This window comes from Glaciimonas sp. GNP009, from assembly GCF_054343755.1.
Genome location: NZ_JBTGUV010000001.1, coordinates 60,374 through 80,602, shown reverse-complemented (window position 1 = coordinate 80,602; position 20,229 = coordinate 60,374). Strand labels below are relative to the sequence as shown.

Annotated in this window: 2 protein-coding genes; both read right to left on the bottom strand. The window is 56.5% G+C overall.

Annotation, left to right across the window (positions count from 1 at the left end; genetic code table 11):
• Positions 1 to 36: 36 nt before the first annotated feature.
• Positions 37 to 18,858: a non-ribosomal peptide synthetase gene (locus ACXX82_RS00100; protein ID WP_458562033.1), complete on the bottom strand. Its 18,822-nt coding sequence runs from the start codon at positions 18,856 to 18,858 to the stop codon at positions 37 to 39.
• Between the two features lie 28 nt (positions 18,859 to 18,886).
• Positions 18,887 to 20,206 carry a flavin-containing monooxygenase gene (locus ACXX82_RS00095; RefSeq protein ID WP_458562032.1) on the bottom strand — a complete coding sequence of 440 codons (1,320 nt, stop codon included), beginning with the start codon at positions 20,204 to 20,206 and terminating at the stop codon, positions 18,887 to 18,889.
• Positions 20,207 to 20,229 lie beyond the last annotated feature (23 nt).

Sequence of the window (20,229 nt, the reverse complement as noted above, 5' to 3'; positions counted from 1 at the left end):
ACTCATGCACTGAACGTCATCAGGCCCGCGACTGTTTTAACTGATGATTCCTTCGTCAATATAGGCCGAGAGTTCGTCGGCCAGCAAACTGACATGCGGCGCATGGAAAATGCTGTAATGGTCGCCCGGGATGATCCGGGGTATGACAACGTCGCCATCCAAATAAAGCTGCCAGCCGCTTTCGGCATCGCCTTCATCACCATGAAACAGGGCAATGCCACCCTCTCCGGCCGCATAGGATGTTGGTTCGTAACGTTGCATAGCCTGCGCGTTCGCCTTAAATATCCTGAACAGCTTCTGCTGTTGCACAACGTCGACATCTGCCGCGTCCATGCCTGGCTCGCGTTTGAACGCTGCTAACAGCGCCGTTTCGTCATGCGGGTCAGAACTGGCTTCGAAGGCTTGCAGCCGCTCCGGCGTATAGCTTTCAATCAGCGACAGCGTCCGCACCTGCTCGCCAGCCCGTTGCAATTGCTGCGCCATTTCAAAAGCCACTACGCCGCCCATCGACCAGCCGGCCAGATTGTAAGGACCATGCGCCTGAATATTGCGTATGGCGCCAAGATATATTGCTGCCAGCCCTTCGATCGTACCTGGATGGGCTACCTCCTCGCAATCCGGGGCCTGCAACCCGTACAACGGTCGCCGTTTTCCGAGATGCCGCGCCAGGTCGCGGTAGCACAGCACATTTCCCGCCACCGCGTGCACGCAGAACCAGGGGGTCGCCTCGCCCTCCGTCTGCAGAGATACCAGCGGCGACCAGCCCGCCGCGCTGTGCTCTTCCACCAGCGCAGCCTGCGCCGCTATATTGGGCGCATTAAACAGCGAAGCAAGCGGTAATTCCCGGCCCAGTTGTTTGTGAATCTCGGACATCAGGCGCAACGACAATAGCGAGTGGCCCCCGAGATCGAAGAAGTCGTCGTATATGCCGACTTCTTCGCACTGCAGCACCTGACGCCAGATACGGACCAGCGCAATTTCGGTATCCGTGAGCGGCGCGGCAGGCGGGCGATCATGTCCGCTCCCGGCACCGGCGTCGGCCAAATCGGTCTGCTTCAATGTAGTGCGATCGACTTTGCCACCCGGCATTAACGGCATCCGTTCCACTGCGATGAAAATCGCCGGGAGCATGTGTTCAGGCAGTCTTTGCGCCAGCGCCTGTTTCAATCTGGCTTGCCAGCCGGTCTCCCGATCGATTTCAACAACTTCGACAAATGCCGCCAATTGCAAACTGCCGTTGATCGGGCGCGCCACTACGACCGCACGCCGCACGGGATCGAGCGCTTCGAGGGCGGTTTCGATTTCACCGCATTCAACCCGGAACCCGCGGATTTTGACCTGATGATCCAGTCGCCCAAGGAAAGCGATATTGCCATCATCCAGCCAGCGCGCGGCGTCACCGGTTTTATATAGCAGCGAGCCCGGCACGAGGGGATTGTCGATGAATTTGCGTGCGCTCATTTCAGGCTGATTCAGGTAACCTGCCGCCAATCCGGTGCCACCGATATGCAATTCGCCGCTTATCCCGATGGGAACCGGTTGGCCCCACCGATCAAGAATATAGACAGTTTCTCCGGGCAACGGTCGGCCGATTGGCATCGCGGTGGCAAGCGTGTGGGGACCGACGTCGAAGGTCGTGCTGGTAATCGTAGTTTCGGTTGGGCCATACGCATTGATCAGGCGGCACTCCGACAATGGATATCGACGCCATAAATCCAGCGTCGCCGGTCCTAGGGTTTCGCCACCGGTAATGACCAGCCGCAACGATTTCAGGGCAGACCAGGCTGGCCTATGAGCATCCAGCAGCAGTTCGTGCAAATAAGCCGGCGGCAGGTCGACCACGCTGATACCCAGTTCTACCACGGTCTTTTTGAATACCTGCGGCGACCATAGTGTATCCGGGCGAAGCACGATGCTTGCGCCACCGAGTAAACCGGGCAGCAGTTGTTCAAGCGAAGCATCGACATTCATCGATGCGAATTGCAGCACCTTGTCTGAGGACGTCAGCCCGTAAAAGTCCTGCATTACCTGGCTGTGACGACTGATTGCGCTATGGCTGATGACCACGCCGCGCGGCAGACCGGTGGAACCGGAGGTATAAATAATGTATGCGGGCTGGTCGGGCGCTATCACCGGTCTGTCTTTAACCTCGGTCGGTACAGCCAACACAGGAAGTTTCGTCAACATCAACGTCATCTTGCTATCGTCCACCACATGCCTGATCCACTGTTCGGGATAATCCGGTGCGATCGGTACATAGACCGCACCCGTTTTCCAGACCGCCAGCATCGCCACTACCATATCGACGCCGCGCGGCAGGCAGACGCCAACCGAATTGCCCGGCGTGACGCCCTGCGTCGCCAGATAAAACGCAAACCGGGTGCTACGTTCATCCAGCTCTGCATAACTGATATCCACACCTTCGAACAGCAATGCAGTCTGGTCCGGCGTCGCAAGCGCCTGGCGCTGAAACAAGGCGATGATGTCCAGAAGGCTGACCGAAAGCGCCGACCCGCCGCCGCACCAGCCGACGGTAATCTGCTGCCGTTCTTGCGCGGACAGCATGTCCAGCGCGGCCGTCGGCGATGTCGGATCCGTCAGCAGCGATTCAAGCAGATTCATATAGTGCCCCACAACGCGCCCGATGGTTTCGGGATGGAACAAGTCAGTGTTGTAATCAATTTTCAGCATAAAATCGCCGACGCCTTGATAAACCTCCAGTGCAAAATCGTGCGTCCCTTCCTGATGGATACCTGCCACGAATTCGATAGTCGGCGTTAGCGCAATGCCTGCGCCTGGGTCATCGTGATCTGTCGGCAGCGCGGTGACATCCGCGGGCCGGATGAAGTTCTGATACGCGAACATGACCTGAAACAGCGGCGATGCCGTCTGGCCACGTACTGTCTTCAGCTCCTTGAGTAATGTCGGAAACGGATAATCAGCATTGTCGAGCGCGTCGGCGACCGTTAATTGCAGCTCTGTCAAAAAATCGATAGCGCTCTGCTGCGCACTGTGCCGACTGCCCTGGGTACGAATGGCAAGTATATTGACGAAATAACCGATCACGTCATCAAAACGATTTTCCGGACGGCCCGAGGTAGCCATACCGGTGACGATATCGTCTTCGCCGCAGTAACGCCGTAGTAACAAATGCAGCGTGCCAAGGAACAACACCGACAAATTCAGTCTCGAGGACTGTGCAAACACTTTGGCCCGGGCACACAATTCTGCCGGCAGCGTCAATGCATGGCTTGCGCCGTTGAAGCCAGACTGCAATGGACGTGGCATGTCGTAAGGCAGGGCCAACACAGGCAGCTCCCCGGCGAGTTGGTCGATCCAATAATCGCGTTGCCTGCCTGCTTGTGCGCCGTCGAGAAATTGTTGCTGCCAGCGCACGAAGTCGCCATAGGCGCTCTGGCTGTGCACCGGAGCGTGCGTTGGCGTCCGCCCGGCCAGCAATTGCCGGTAGGCCTGCAGCAGGTCTTTCACCAGCAGCATGGCTGAAGCGCCATCGAACACGATATGGTGTACCGTGATCAGCACGTAAGCGGGACCGTTTTCAAGCTTGGATGAAACCACTGCAACCCTCAATAGTGGGCCATGCGCCAGATCGAATGGCTGCTTGCTTTTTTGCCTGAGCAGATCAACGACATCGGCGGCATTTGCGACATCAACGCGGTCATGCGTCATTGTAAGTGCAGCAGACGCTGGCTCGGTCCGATAGATAACGCCGTCCTGCTCCCGGAAAACTGAACGCAGCGCCGCATGGCGTTGCAGCAGCCATTCGCACGCTTCCCTCAACACTGATAGTTTCAGTTCGTCGAAATGCAACGCAATGGGGACGTTATAGGCGCTCAACTGCGGGGTCAGACTTTGCAATAGCCACAGGCCCTTCTGACCTTCAGAAAGAGGCGACAATCCAACCTGCGCCGGCGTTTTTGTAATCGTGGAGGAAGATTCGGCATTATCCGATTCAGCGATGTTTTTTTTTGCTGTCTGGCTCAACGCATAATCGACCAGCGAAGCCAGTGTTCCGTGGATGAACAAATCCCTGGCCGAAACTATGATCTGTAGATTCTGCTCCAGCACGCGCCGCAATTTGATTGAGGAAATCGAGTCCACACCGTAATCCTGCAGGCTTTTGTGCATCGCGATACGGTCGTCGGGAATACCAAGCAATTCGCCAATGCACTGAGCCAGATAACGTTCGATATCGCTACGCTGCATGGCTTGCGGCAGAGCGGCGGACGTAGCAGCCGACGACGCCTCGACCTGTGCACTGGCAACGGCCTTGCCCGCCAGCCAGTAACGACTCTTTTCAAACGGATAGGTGGGCAAAACGATCCGATGCGGCGCGTCGATTTCATGTGTACCGGCATGCAAATCCTGCCAACTGATTTTGATGCCTTTGACCCAATACAATGCCAGCTTCGCCAGATCCTTATCTGCCAGCATCATCGTCAATACGGCCTGACCGGATTTACCGGAAACCAATTGCCTGACGTCGGTGTTGTCCTGCGTCAGGTCGCCGCTAAACATATTGGCGACGTTATCCGAGCTATTCCCCTGCAGCCAGCTCAGCAAGCGCTGTGCCAGTTGCGCGTGATCTTCGGCGATCAGCGCCACGCGATAATCCATCGCTTCGCGCCCAGTTTGCAGCGTGTAAGCCACATCCGCAAGCGCGCACGCGGGGTGCTGTGCAAGAAACGACAACAACCTTTCCGCCATCGCAGTTAGTTGGAGGGCGGTCTTGGCCGATAGCAGTATCAAGAAAGGACCTTGCGAGACACCGGCGACGGTCTCTGTATCAGCGTGCGATTTTGCCGACACATACTCTTCGAGGATCAGATGGGCGTTGGAACCACCAGCACCAAATGCACTGACGGTCGCGCGCAGCGGATAGTCGCGCATGTTGCTACCGTCCAATGCGAGGGTTGGTCTCGACCACGGTGCAAGCACGCGCTGCAGACGGAATGGCGTCTGCGAAAAATCGATATTCGGATTTAATGGCGTCGCCTTGATGGTCGGCACCAGTTGCTGATGCCGCAATTGCAATAGTACCTTGATCAACTGCGACATGCCAGAGGCGGCTTCGGCATGGCCGATATTCGACTTGACCGAGCCGATCGCACAGAACTGCTGTGCCGACGGAAACGGCGCTGCGGCCATCGATACCCGGAAGCCTGCCGTCAATGCATTGATTTCAATCGCATCGCCCAGGGCCGAACCGTTGGCGGCCGATTCTACACAGCTGACCGTACGTGCATCGATACCTGCTTTTGCGAAATTGCCCGCGATCAAATCAGCCTGCGCAGATGTATTCGGTACGTAGTACCCGTTAGACTGGCCACTGTGATTGATCGCGGTCGATTTGATCGTCGCCAGGATCGTGTCTCCGTCGGCGATCGCCTGGCGTAAGGGTTTCAGCAGCACCGCGCCGACTGCTTCCGAGGGAAGATAGCCGTCGCCGTCGCCGAAACTGGTGCTATCCAGATGGCTACCCAGCATTTTTCCCGCCGACAGACCGATGTATTTCTTGGGATGAATACTCAGGTTAACGCCGCCGGCCACCGCGACTTTGCATTCGCCCTTAAACAAGCTTTCGCAGGCCATGTGAATCGCCACCAGCGCCGACGAACACATAGTATCGATGGCGATGCTGGGGCCCTGAAAATTGAAGAAATAGGAAACGCGATTGGCAATCGAGCTGTGCGAAGACATAGCGACCAGTGATTCGCGCACCAGATCCGATTCGAACGCATGGTACTGCTGCGACATCGCACCCACAAAAACGCCGACCTTGGACTGGCATAGTCGTTTCAGCGTCTCGCCCATATAACCACTGGATTCGAGCAGGTTCCACACCGTCTCCAGGAATAGCCGTTCTTGCGGATCAAGCAGCTCGGCTTCGGCAGGGGATATCTTGAAAAACAGCGGATCGAACAAATCCACGCCGTCCAGGAAACCACCCCATTTGCAATAGGTCTTGCCCGCACGGTCCTTGTCCGGATCGAAATACAAGTCGTGATCCCAGCGCTGCGCCGGCACTTCTGTAATACAGTCCCTGCCCTGCGATAGATTTTGCCAAAAGGTTTCAATATCCGGTGCCATCGGGAAGCGACCGGACATACCAATGACAGCAATATCGCCGGTGCCTGCATCGGCCATGGCATTCACCGGCGCGCTTGCGGCAGCACTCTCTGAAACCATCATCAGACGCGCTGATACAAGCGCTGGCTTCAACCCGGTCGGCGTCTGATCCTGGAATAACGCGGTCAATTTTTCAGGAAAAGACGCCAGATAAGCACTGACCAGATCGATAGTCGGGTATTCAAAAAAGAGCGTCCTGGAGAGCGACCCGAAGTGCTTTTCCAACTCCGCTGTGAGTTTCATCATGCCCACGGAGTCAACGCCATACTCCTCAATTGCCACATCGGACTCGATGCGGTGCAGCGGCATTTTTAGCATGTCGGCCAATACGTCGGTAACCAGTGCGACAACTTTAGCAATTGCTGCGGAGGCATCGATCGTTTGGGCTACTTCTTCAAAATCACGGTCGTTATCGTGATTGCCGACAGGAATCGCAGCATTGGTGTGGCCCTCCCGATCCTCTTCGTCAAACATCAGCTTGCGCAAACGCGGCAAATCGCCTTCCAGTACCATTACCTGATCGCGGTCGATCTCCAGCGCACCGTAAAATGCGGCAATTCCCGCTCTGGTTTGCAGCGGTTTCAGGCCTGCGTTGTCCCACATTACTTCTTTGCTGCGCGAGTCGATATCCATACCACCCTCTTCCCACAGCGGCCAGTTGATCGACAACGTACGACCCCTTGGGCGGTGGGATACCGGCAAGGTACCATCGATTACCAAGCGGTTGCGGTATTCTGCATAAACATCGAGGAAGGCATTGGCTGTAGCGTAATCAGCTTGCCCGGGATTGCCGATAGCGCCACTGACAGAAGAAAACAGTACAATGAAATCGAGGTCGATGCCACGGGTCGCCAGGTCCAGATTGACGATACCGGCGACCTTGGACGCCAGTACTTCCTTCAACTCTGTAGCCGTTTTTTTGATGATGAAATTGTCGCGAACGATGCCGGCGCTATGAATGATGCCGTTCAGCATGCCAATTGAAAGTATCAGCGCAGATACCGTCTGCGGGTCCGTCACGTCTACGATACGGTATTCGACGGTTGCGCCCTGCACCCGCAGCGCTTCGATTGCCGCGTGACGCCTGGCATCCAACGGCGAGCGACCGGTCAATATCAGCGTGACGTCATGCACCTGGTTGACGATCTCGCGCGCGAATATCAGGCCCAACCCACCGGCACCCCCGGTGATCAGATATACGCCACCGTGTTTCCATACCGATGGCACGCTTTGCTGCAGCGGAGTCAGTTCGGTCCAGCGTTGCGTTTGTCGCCGTCCGTTCCGATACCGGATATGTCGATCAGCCGGCATTGCTGCGTTTTGCCGCAGCAATGCCGTTACTGCATCGGCACTGCGTTCTGATGTATCGAATTCGATCAATTGCGCGATCATTTGCGGGTTTTCCATCCGCGCCGTTTTCAGCAAACCGGCCAGCGCGACCAGTAACGATGACGACATCGCCACGCCAGAAGTCGGCGCGGCGTCTATCACGATCTGCAACAGCATGCGGCCGCCCGTTTTGTTGCCGAAGCTTTGCCGGACCTGTTCGAACAGCTGTACAGTGCGATCGGTAAAATCGCTATCGATTTCTGTTAGCGTCGAATGCAAGGGCAAACAGATCGTACCGGGTATGGCGATCGGTTTTCCGGTGAAAAAGATTCTGCGTTCCGCATAATCTTGCCCAGCGGGTGAGGTGCCGTCGGCAACACGCGACGCATCCGTTGTTTTCCAGTCAGGATAAGCTAACAATGTGGTTGCTACAGACGAAGGCGGTGGCGTCTTTTTTTGCACCACCGGCATTGAGTCCGGTGCCACCAGCCAGTAACGTTCCCGCGCAAACGGATAAGTCGGCAGGCTGATGCGCGATGGCAAAACGTTTTCTCTGGATGCCAATTGGCTCCAGTCGATGGCCGCGCCGCCGACCCAAGCCGCCAGCACATCATCGTAGCCTTGCGGAAGTGTGGTGAGGTGATGCGTTGCGGCGCTATCTCCGCCTTTGGCGCGCGCCAGATGCAAGCCTCCGAAATCGTCGCGTAAAAAGGCGTCCAGCTTATCTGCAAGCATAGTCAGCGAATCCGCCAGGAGGCCCAGCCGGTATGGCATAGCTTCGCGTCCAACCTGCAAGGTATAGGCAATGTCCTGCAAGGCTGGATGGCGGTGTGAATCGTCTGAATTATCACGCAGAAAATGCAGTAGCCTCTCGGCATATTCCCGGCGCTGTTGCTCGGTCTTCGCGGACAGCACAATCATGTGTGGCCCGTCGACAAGCGGCGTCACCGGCCGGTTTGCCGGCACATATTCGGTAACGATCAGATGGGCATTGGAGCCGCCGGCACCGAACGAAGATAAGCCAGCCGCACGCGGATGGGCGTGACCGTCGATCACCGAGCGCGGCCATTCGCGCAGTTGTTGATTAACCTTGAACGGCGTCGCCGGAAAGTCGATATTCGGATTCAGTGTGGCCGAATGCAAGGAAGGCGCAATCTGGCCTTCGCGCATTTGCAGCAATACCTTGGTCAGTCCGGCGATACCCGCCGCCGATTCGGCATGACCAATATTCGATTTGGCAGAGCCGATCCAACAGGACTGCGCAGCGGTGCCGTATTTGCCGAAGGCATTGCTAAGCCCGGTCATTTCGATCGGGTCGCCAAGTATGGTGCCGGTGCCGTGCGCCTCGATATAGCCGATCGACATGGGGTCGATGCCCGCTTCACGCAGTGCACGGCTGACGGCCTGCTGCTGGGCATTCGGATTAGGTACGCTGTAACCGCTGGTCTTGCCGCCATGGTTCAGCGCACTGCTCTTGATCACGCCGTAGATGTGGTCGCCGTCGCGTTCGGCATCGACCAACCGCTTAAGCATCACCACGCCGACCCCTTCGCTCGGCACGTAACCGTCGCCGCCAGCGCCAAAACTTTCGCAGCGGCCGTTGCTGGAAATGAATTGTCCCTGGCTGAGCACGCTGTATTTGTTTGGATGCACGCTGACATTAACGCCGCCTGCTAGCGCCAGGTCGGTACGTCCCAGCTTCAGATCCTGGCAGGCCAGATGGATGGCAGTCAGCGAACTCGAACACATGGTGTCGACTGTCATGCTCGGGCCGTGCAGATTCAGCGAATAAGACACCCGGTTAGCGACGCTGGCGGAGAAGTTCGCCAGCGTTGGACCGTTGCCGTTTCGGCTGGCCTCAATGCCGAGCAATTGATATTCGCCATACATGACACCGGCATAGACGCCGACCTGTCCCGGCATATCGTTTTGGTTGATCGATCCGGACAGTGGAGTCTGCAAATCCTCGCGTCGATAACCGGCATCTTCCATCGCCATCCACGCATGCTCCAGAAACAATCGTTCCTGCGGATCGATATATTCAGCGGCGCCAGGCGAGATATTGAAAAACAGCGGGTCAAATTTATCGATGTCGTCGATAAAACCGCCCCATTTACAGGTGTGGCGCCGGGCCGCGCTGCGATCATCGCTGAAATAGGCTTGCCAATCCCAGCGCTCGGACGGTACTTCGGTAATGCAGTCGCGTCCATCGCGCAGGTTGCGCCAGTAAGCATCGATATTTTTTGCCAGCGGATAACATCCGGACAGGCCGATCACGGCGATATCCAGTGCACCGTAGCTAGTGATCGGGGCGGCAGGGGGTAACAGCGGCGCTGTTACATAAGGACGATCGGATGAAAAAGCGGCGGAAGCGGAAAAGCCACGCTCGCCCGTTTCCATTGTCGCTGTCGTTACCGGCATTTTTGCCGGCGCAGGCCGGTCGAATTCGTCACTACCTGCATCAAACAGTTTCAGCAATTGCGGCTTATGCATTTTGATAAAGTAGTCGACCAGTTCACTCAGCGTGTGATGTTCGAAAAATAGTGTTTTCGATAACGTGCCAAATGACTTTTCCAGCAAGCCGGTCAGCTCCATCACCATCATGGAGTCGATACCGTAGGCGTCCATTGCATCGTCCGACGAAATTTCATCGATCGGATATTTCAACACCGAAGCGAGCAACGCCTTAAAATAATCGATAGTCCTGTTTCTTAATTGCACCCGATCGGCCACCACATTGACCGTTGCAGCGGCTGCTTCGTGAACTAACGCAGGTGCCAGCTGTGGCAACCGGACGCCGGAGTTGGCGGCCTGGCTATCTGTCGTGAACAGCCGCGACGAAAAGCCTTTGATATGCACGCATACCCGACCCTGCTCGTCGCACAGATCGATATCCAGTTTTTGTAACCGTGCGACCGTATTGCCTGGGGTGCGCCGCACCCACGCCCACATTGACGCAGTACATTGGCCGAAAATATCAACACGTTCAATTGCGAATGGCAACGACAGCCCGGAAGCTGCCTTACCGTCGCCACCTCTCGATGCCGATTCCGCCAAAGACAATCCTATCGATGCCTGCAATGCCGAATCCATCATAGACGGATGCAAAACGTACTGATCCAGCGTTGACAGCAACGGTGCCGGCAACGCCAGTCTGGCGATCGCCTGCCCATTGCCTGCGTAAAGTTCGCGTATTCCGCGGTGTGCGGGGCCGTATGCGAGTCCGAGCGTGTCGAATAATTGATAACACCGTGTCGGATCGAAGCTTTGCATGCCCTGCTGCGCGACGATCATCGCCGGATTCAGAGGAGGCGGAACGATTATGGCAGGGGACGAAACAAATGATATCGTGCCCTGACTATGAATTTGCCGCGCGGGTGGCTGGGCGATTGCAGGTGCGGACGCACTAACGATCTGAAATTTAATCGCGCCATTACTGCTGCTATTACCACTGCCATCGCCGATCAGTTCAATATCGATATCACGCGCACCATCGGAGATGAATGGACTAAGCCAGACAACATCCCGTAGTTGTACAACGGTTTGCTTCTGAACATTGTTTTGTGCCAATACCGCCGCTGCGCGGGCCATTTCCAGATAGGCCACACCAGGCAATATTTTTTGGCCCTGCACCTGATGATCTTCCAGAAAAAATTCCTGGCCCGTCAGGCGTGTCTTAAAGGCCAGGCGTTGTAGTGTCGAGATGTTTTGCTGTGCCAGAGGATGCAGGAAGGCATAACTCACTCCGTAATCAGTGCTGGTATCCGGCGGCGTGCTCACAACTGCTGCCTTTCTAATCCAGTAGCGCTGTTCGGCAAACGGATAGCCTGGTGCCGAAATCCTGCGCGGCCGTTCGGCATACAGACGCGCTTCGCCGTATAGCTTATCCCACTCGATGTTCAGTCCGGACGTCCAGACTTCCAGCAGCTTGGCGAACTTGCCGCGCTGCATCCACTTTTCTAATGCTTCCTGCATTTCATCGTCGGCCACAAAGGCCGATAAAATACGTTTGTTCTGCCTGGCCTGTCCCAGATATAGTTCCTGGACGCCATCAGTACGATCTTCGATGAAGGCCTGTAATTTTTGTACAAGTTCATCGAAAGAAGCTGCGGTCAGCGCCAGCCGCTGATCCATAGCTTCGCGACCGACTTGCAGGGTATAAGCCAGTGCTGCCAGATCGATGCCATTACCCAATGTTGTCTGCGATGGCGGCTGGTCGAAACCTGCAACGACCTCGTCGCCGGCATATTCCAGCCCGAGCCGGGCCTGCAAGGCTGGATCGTTTTGCAACGCGGCATCGACAAATGACGAGATCGAATGATTGCCCAAAATCGCGCTAAGGGGAAGATCGATATCGAAATCATGACGCAGCTTCCTCAGTAGCGCGGCGCCATATACCGTATCGAAACCGAGTTCGTCCAGTGGCGTAGCTATCGAAATTTCCTTGCTGTCGAAATGCAATATCTTTGCTACCAGAGAACGTACATGGCCAGCCAGGCGTTGCCGGATCCGATCTGCTTGCGGCGCGGCACTCCCCTCGATTCCGGCGATGAATGACAGCAATTCGATCGCGTAGGCTTTTAGTCGTTCCGGATTCTTTGCCGACAGAACAATCAGGGACGGTGTGTTTGCACCATCCATATCGCGGGTCGCATCGGCTACCATCGCGCCTATGGGCACATATTCCTCGATCACCAGATGTGCGTTGACGCCGCCAAAACCAAAGGAACTGATACCGGCGCGGCGCGGCCATGCGTGCCCTGCGGCATCCTGTAAAGGGGCCCACTCGCGATTTTCGCGTAGCAGATAAAAAGGGCTGCCCTGTAACTGGATATACGGATTGACGGTTTCGCAATGCAGGCTGCGCACCAGCATCTTGTGTTTCAGCTGCAGCAATACCTTGATCACGCCGGCAACGCCCGCAGCCAGTTCCAGATGGCCGATATTAGTCTTCACCGAACCCAGCGCGCAATGCGCCTGTGGTATATCCGGACTACCGCTAACTTGATAAAGTTCTTTAAAAGCAGCTTTCAGGCCGTTTATTTCTATAGGGTCGCCGAGTTCTGTTCCGGTGCCATGCGCTTCGATATATGCAACCGAACGCGGATCGATGCCAGCACGCGTATACGCGGTCTTGATCAGCGCGGCCTGTGCTTTCGGATTCGGTGCAGTCAGCGAATTACCGCGCCCCCCGTGGTTCTCCGCACTGCCGCGAATCACACCGTAAATGTGGTCGCCGTCGCGCTCCGCCGCCTCCAGCTTTTTCAGGAACAGCATGCCGACTCCCTCGCCGCGCACATAACCGTTAGCTTCCCTGGAAAATGTTTTGCAACGACCGTCTTCACACAGCATGCCAGCCTTATTAAAACTAATCTGTGTTTCCGGGCTGACGATCAGATTGATGCCGCCGACTACCGCCTGCTGGCAATCGCCCATCGCCATTGCTGCCAGCGCGCGATGAATCGCCACCAGCGAGCTGGAACAAGCGGTCTCGACCGGTTCGCTTGGACCATGTAAATTGAGAAAATAACTCATCCGGTTCGGCCCCACCGAGCCCACCACGCCGGTAGAACTGTAGCTTTCGATGGCCGAGCCGTTCTGCGCCATCAGCTCGCCGTAACCGCTCGATGCGGTACCGATGAACAGCGCCGTGTCGCTGCCGGACAGGCTGGTCGGGGAATAACCGGCGTCTTCGATGGCCTTCCAGACGTATTGCATCAACAGACGTTGCTGCGGGTCCATCAGTTCTGCTTCACGTGGCGAAATGCCGAAAAAGCGGGCATCGAAATCGCCGATGCCTTCGATGAAGCCACCCCACCTGATATTGGTTTTATTGGCTTCGGTGACCGGATCGCCAAAAATAGCGCGCCAGTCCCAGCGGTCTTCCGGGATTTCACTGATGCAGTCTTTTCCCTGCAGCAGATTGTCCCAAAATGCGTCGAGATCCTTCGCCATTGGGAAGCGGCCGCTAATGCCCACGATGGCAACTGCATCGCTGCCCTGGCGCTGCTGTATTGCTTCAGGCGCCGTGCGGGATAAATTACCGGTCTGCGTAGCATCGGCGGAAAACGTGAATCGGGTACGCGGTTCTGCCTGCGCCGGTGTCGACGGTAGCGTCTGCAGCGGCCTGGAGGGAGATGACGGCTGCAGGCTCAGCGCCTGCACAAACACGTCGCGATACTCAATACTCAGCCACGCCGCAAAATCGACGATAGTCGGATATTCGAAAAACACTGTCGGCGTCAATTCCAATTGATAATCCCGGTTCAGCCGATTGGCAAAATCGGTCAGCGTGATCGAATCGAAACCGTAGTCACTCAACTGCGCGTCGGCATCAAGGTCTTCCAGCGCAAATTTCATCAATCTCGCGATGTACTGCAATAGCAACTGGCGGATTCTGGACTGCAGTGCAGCGGTATCGATATCGATATCGGCGGAAGAGGTGATTATCGACGTCGATGTTCCACTTTCCGGCAAAGGTTTGACGACTGTTTTGGCCGGGTTCTTGCCGCCACTTGCCAGCAACGCGCGGATGCGCGACGGCGCACCGTGCATCACCATTGCCTGCGATTCCCTAGCCGCGACGATCCTGCTGAACGCTTCGAATCCGTCAGCATCCGGCAGCGCTGACATGCCGCTGGTCTGCAGCATCATGGCCTGAGCAGAGGCTTCCATGCGCATGCCGCCGTTGGCCCATAACGGCCAGTCGACGGCGATGGTATGGCCCTGCCGTTTTCCAGCGGCGGTCAACGCGTTGCGATGATGCGCAAAGGCATCCAGGAATGCATTGGCAGTTGCATAATCGGCCTGCCCCGCACTGCCCCAGGCCCCGGCAGCCGATGCAAACAATGCGAAGAAGTCGAGATCCAGCGCTTCGGTCGCGCGGTCGAGATTAATCGTGCCGGCGACTTTCGGCGCAAGCACCTGGGCGAATTCCGCTGCAGATTTTTTCTGGATGAAATTATCGCGGAGCAGTCCGGCGCAATGCAAGATGCCGTCGATGCGACCATGATCTTGGTACACCGAGGCAATCAATTCATCGACTTCCCGCCGGTTGGCGACATCAAGGTGTCGATATTCGATCCGGCTGCCAGCAGCAGACAAGTGGGCGACCTGCGCCTGTTGCTGGCTGTCGAGCGCCGAGCGGGCGCACAGCACGATAGTCGCATGACTGGTTTGCGACGCGATCTGAGCGGCAAACAGCAATCCCAGACCCCCGTTGCCACCAGCAATCAGATAAACGCCATTATGTTTCCATGGCATCGCCGGAGGGAGAGTTTGCTGCTGCGTGCCGATAGCAATCGGCGACTCCTGCCAATGCAGCACTTCGCGTCCGGCGGGGCTGTAGCGGACCCTGGTCTGGTTTGTTTGCCGGCTGTCAGCAGCGATGTTGACCGCCATGTTTGCGACCGGTTCTATATTGTCCATTGCGATCAATTGCGAATGAAATTTTGCATTTTCCCGGCTTGCTGTCTGTAACAGACCTGTCAGGCCACCCAGCAATGCGCCGTTATCGCGTCCGGGGATCACCACCTGCAGCAAGATCGGCCCCTGCTCTTTTAGCGCTAAGACTTCTTTGACGGTCTCAAAAATCTGCACCGCCGCAGTGCCATAGCTGTCTTCAATCTCGCCCGTCAGGGACAGGCGTGAAAAAACCGCGTCCGGCAAGCGCTGCGCGATTTCGTATTCGAGGGCGTCGGGAAACGCGCCATCGAGATCGCACAATACGATCAGATGCCGAGACCACGCAGGGATTCCGGTCTGATCACTTCCGGCATCTCCCCCATCCTGGCAAATCGCCTCTCTGCTCCAGACCGGTTTGCATACCAGCGTCTCTGCGTTTTCAGGCGAGGTTTTGACTTCCTGTGTACGGGAAGAAAATCCCTTCATCCGGATGCAAATATGTCCCTGCTCGTCGCAAAAATCGATATCCAGTTTCTGTACTTTGTCTGTCGCCGAACTGCCATCGGCATAACGTATCCACACCCACATCGAAGCTGGCGGCTGTGACAGCACCGTCAGCGATTCAAGCGCGAACGGCAATGAAGCAGTAAGGCGGGCAACATCCGCCCCGGCACCGCCAGGCAGCGCGTGGCCGGCACCGGCCATCAGTCCGATACAGGCTTGCAGTCCGGAATCGATCAATCCCGGATGCAACACAAACTGCCCGGCACCGCCGATAGCGCTCTCCATTCCGGGCGGCAGCATCAGCTTCGCCAATACTTGTGGTGGCCCGGCGAGCTTGTCCGCTGCAGAAAAATAGACGGTTTCCAGGCATCGATGGCCAGGCCCGTAGGCGATCGACATCGCATTGAACGCATCGTAGCAATGGTCGGCGTCGAGATGGCCGCCGTTGAGACGTTCCCGCAGCGCATTCAGATCGATCCTGTCGATTACAACGGCACCGGTTTCGGCAGCCATCTCGGCTAAGGCAATGCCCTGGCTATGCAGAATGGATTCAGCATCAGCGCCTTCCGGCTGGCTATAAATCCGGTAGGCGATCTGTCCGTTTTTCTCGGGATACAGGCCGATATGCAAGGCAGCCGGTACATCGGAGACGGAAAATGGCCTGGCCCATACGATATTCTTAAGATGGACAGGCGCGAGATTACGTTCGGTTTCGTGGCAAACCTGCCTGATTGCCGCGCGCGCCATTTCGAGATAGGCAACGCCTGGCAAGACTTTGGCACCCATCACGACGTGGTCGGACAAGAAAAATTCCTTGCCGCTCAATACGGCGCTGAAACGCTGTTCCGTCAGGTCCGAGGTATTTTTATGCACCAGCGGATGCAGATGCGTATGGAGATTGTCGCTGCCATCCGATGTGCTGGTATGGTGCCGATTGTATTGCGTACCAGAAATATCCAACCAATGACGTTGCCTGGCGAATGGATACGATGGCAGCGCGATACGATGCGGTGGCCGGCCGCCGGAAGCGGTGTTGGCATACAGCGTCGGCCAGTCAATTGCGACCCCTTGTACCCACCAGCCGGCGAGTTGCCCGATATCGCTATTGGCGAAATGCTGGTGAATTTCAGCCGGCAGTGCATCGTTTTCATTCAGGACGCGCAACGCATCCCGGCTCTGTTTAAGATTGCCCTTGTAGCAGCCGGACGGCGGCGTGCCGGTGCCGGTGGCCTGAATTTGCTTCAGTTTCGCTTGCAATGCAGCGACCGAATCTACGATCAGCGCCAACCGTTCCGGCATAGCTTCGCGGCCGACTTGTAGGGTATATGCGATATCGATCAGGTGCGGTGCAGGTGTTGGCGTCGATGTCAGAAATTGCAATAGATCGTCGATCACAGCATCGAGCCGGCCCGCGTTTTTGGCCGATAGCAGGATCAGGGACGGTGCCATGTTGTTGACAGCGGGAAGTGGCGGCGCAATGTATTCCTCGATCACCACATGCGCGTTGGAACCGCCAGCGCCAAACGAACTGACGCCGGCCCGGCGTAGTTGTTCGCAGCCGTCGACCACCGGACGATCCCAGACGCGACCCTGCTGCAAAATATAGAACGGTGATTGTGCCGTCTCGATCATCGGGTTGATCGCGTCGCTATGCAGGCTGCGGTAAAGGTGGCGGTTACGCAAAGCCAACACTACCTTAATAACGCCGGCGACTCCGGCGGCGGTTTCGGCATGGCCGATATTCGATTTGACCGATCCAAGGCCGCAAGTCGCCGCATCCGGCGTAGGCAGCCCGGCTTCCTGGTACAGCTGTTCGAACGCCATTTTCAGGCCGTTGATTTCGATTGGATCACCTAAAGCGGTTCCGGTGCCATGGCATTCGATATAACCGATGGCGCGCGGATCGCCGCCAGCCCTGCGGTGCGCCTCGGCAATCAGGCTTGCCTGCGCCTTCGGATTCGGCGCAGTCAGCGAGGTCGACATACCGCCATGGTTTTCGGCTGAACCGCGGATCACCGCGAGGATGGTATCGCCGTCACGTTGGGCTGCTTTCAATGATTTCAACAGGACTGCACCGACGCCGTCGGCACGCACGTAACCGTTGGCGTCTTTCGAGAATGTTTTACAACGTCCGTCTTCGCAAAGCATGCCGACCTTGCTATACATGATGTGCATGTCGGGCGAAATGATCAGGTTGGCGCCGCCGGCGATCGCCATTTCGCAACCTTCGTGCTGAATGCTCATCACAGCGCGATGCAGCGCCACCAGCGAACTGGAACAGGCGGTGTCGATGACCTGGCTGGGGCCATGCACATCGAGATAGAACGACAGGCGGTTCGGGCAGAACATATGCCCCAGGCTGGTCAGGTGCAGCGCCTCCATCGCGCCGGCACGGTCAATTATGTGGGCATAATCCTGCAAATTGATGCCGAGAAATATACCGACTTTTTGACCGGACAGCGACTTCGGTGCATAGCCAGCCGATTCGATCAGCTTCCAGACGCACTGGATAAACAGGCGATGCTGCGGGTCCATCAGTTCCGCCTCACGCGGCGACATACCGAAAAACAGCGGATCGAATTTATCGATATCTGGCGCAAAACCACCGAATTTGACGTTAGTGAATTCGCCCTGCTTTGGATCGCCGAATACTTTTCGCCAGTCCCAGCGGTCAGCCGGAATTTCGCTGATGCAATCGTCGCCGTTACGCAGGTGCCGTTCGAAAGCCCCGAGGTCAGGGCTGTTCGGAAACACGCCCTCCATGGCGATAATGGCGACCGGCTCGTAGCCGACTTGGTCCATTTCCTCAGGGACCGATGTGGCAGGCCCCGGCGTGGTGACCGATTTGAATTTATTTACCCAGTTTTCGACGTCGCTAGCGTCAATGGCATTAATGCCGTCAACGCGGCCGTCGTCGTCGTTGCGCATAGCGTTGCCGGATGGGGCAGCTGTCACTTGCATGATAGTGCCCGCGTTGACGGCATGCAGTTTCCTGGCCTCCAAGTCCGGCAAATACCGCTTTTCAATTTTTTTCTTGTAGCGCTGGAACAGGATACCGGCCAGTTCTTCCAGATGCCGGGCCTCGAAAAAAACGGTAGGCGCAATCGGCAGGTCAAGTAAACCAGAGATGCACTTCATGATTTCCGTGACGATGATCGAGTCGACCCCGTAACGTGACATGTTTTCGCGCACATCCATGCGTTCCGGCGGTATCTTCAGTACCGTCGATGCGATTTCGGCGATCTCCTTGCGGAAGCGGATCAGAGACGCATCGATTGCTGCGCCTGGTATGCTCGCAGCAACGGTAGAAGAAACCACTGCTTGCGCCGTGCCGTACCCGGTTACCGCTGCAACTGCCGCGACAGAAACTGTCGACACAGTGCGCGAGGCAGCCAGCGCCGCCTCGACGAGTTCATCGTCCAGGTACTGCCGCATTGCGGCCTCGAGCGCAGTCGACCCATCGAACTTCATTGTATTTGCTCCAGCATGGTCCGGCCTTTCAACGCTCATCCAACATATCGCGGTACATACGTGCGCACTTGATAAATTTCCAGAAATCCACTTCCCATAGATGCCGGTGCGAATCGAGGAAATAATCTTGACCAAGGTCCGGGTTGTCCTGGCGCTTGGCCTGGATGAATTTAAAATAGCCCTTGCTTTTGTCGGTAAAGGCATTGATATAGCTGCGCACGAACTGACCCTGCAAGCGCAGGCCGTCACCGAGACCAGCGGCCGCATTCACAAAGCCAAAAAAGAAAATATTATCCAGATTGCGCGGCGCGATATGGATGAACAGATCGGGAATGCCAGACTTCCATTCCAGTTGTCCCGGATCGATGAACGGAAAATCCCGGTCGTAACCGGTGGCGTAGATGATGACGTCCACCACGGCACTGGAGCCGTCGGTAAAATGCACGGTGTCACCATCCAGACGTTCGATATCATCCTTCGGCAGTACGTCGCCGTGACCGATATGATAAAGAATTTGCGAATTCATGATCGGATGCGCGCCGTCCAGCGGATGGTCGGGGGGTTTCAGACCGTAGTCTACGCCGTCGAATCCGGCCAATTTGAAGACCTGGTGGACATACGCCATGGTCTGCTCCTTGGATGCAAACTTATTCCCAAGTTGCAGCATCCATTGCGGCGTCGGCTTGCCACCGATGAATTTCGGATAGTAGTGATAGCCGCGACGGGTGCTGTGATAGACCTGGCTGCCGTGGTTCGAAGCATCCACCGCGATATCGCAACCAGAATTACCTGCACCGACCACCAGCACCCGCTTGCCGCGAATCTGATCCGGCGATTTGTAATCCATGGAATGCAGGACTTCGCCACTAAAATGACCGGGATAGGCGGGATCGGGATAGCGTGGCACGCGTTGTGCACCATTACAGACAGCCACAAAGGAATAGCGCTTGCGTTCGCCTGTCGACAGTTCGACCTGCCAGCCGTCGCCGTCCGCTTCCAGTCGGGTCACTCTGGTATTGAACACGGCATGATCGTAGACCCCGAAGTCCCTGGCGTAGGAACGCAGGTAACGCAGCATCAGCTTGTGATTCGGATAAGCCGGATAGTCGTCCGGCATCGGATAGTCCGGCACCTGGGTATTGAATTTCGGTGAGATCAGATGTAGCGAAGGGTATACCCGGCCGCAGGCAGCGTCGCCGTTCCAGACACCGCCCAGGTCCGATTCGGTTTCGTACAGATCATAATCGATGCCGCCTTCGCTCAGTTCCCGGCCCAGCCCGATACCCAGCGGTCCACCGCCGATAATACATAGCCTGATTTGTTCACCTGTATTGCTTATGTTGCTCATGTTCGCTTCGCTCGCCTGCTTTT

Bases quoted from the DNA above. Each gene is read 5' to 3' on its own strand.
- ACXX82_RS00100 (WP_458562033.1), bottom strand. From the start codon at position 18,858: ATGAAGTTCGATGGGTCGACTGCGCTCGAGGCCGCAATGCGGCAGTAC.
- ACXX82_RS00095 (WP_458562032.1), bottom strand. From the start codon at position 20,206: ATGAGCAACATAAGCAATACAGGTGAACAAATCAGGCTATGTATTATC.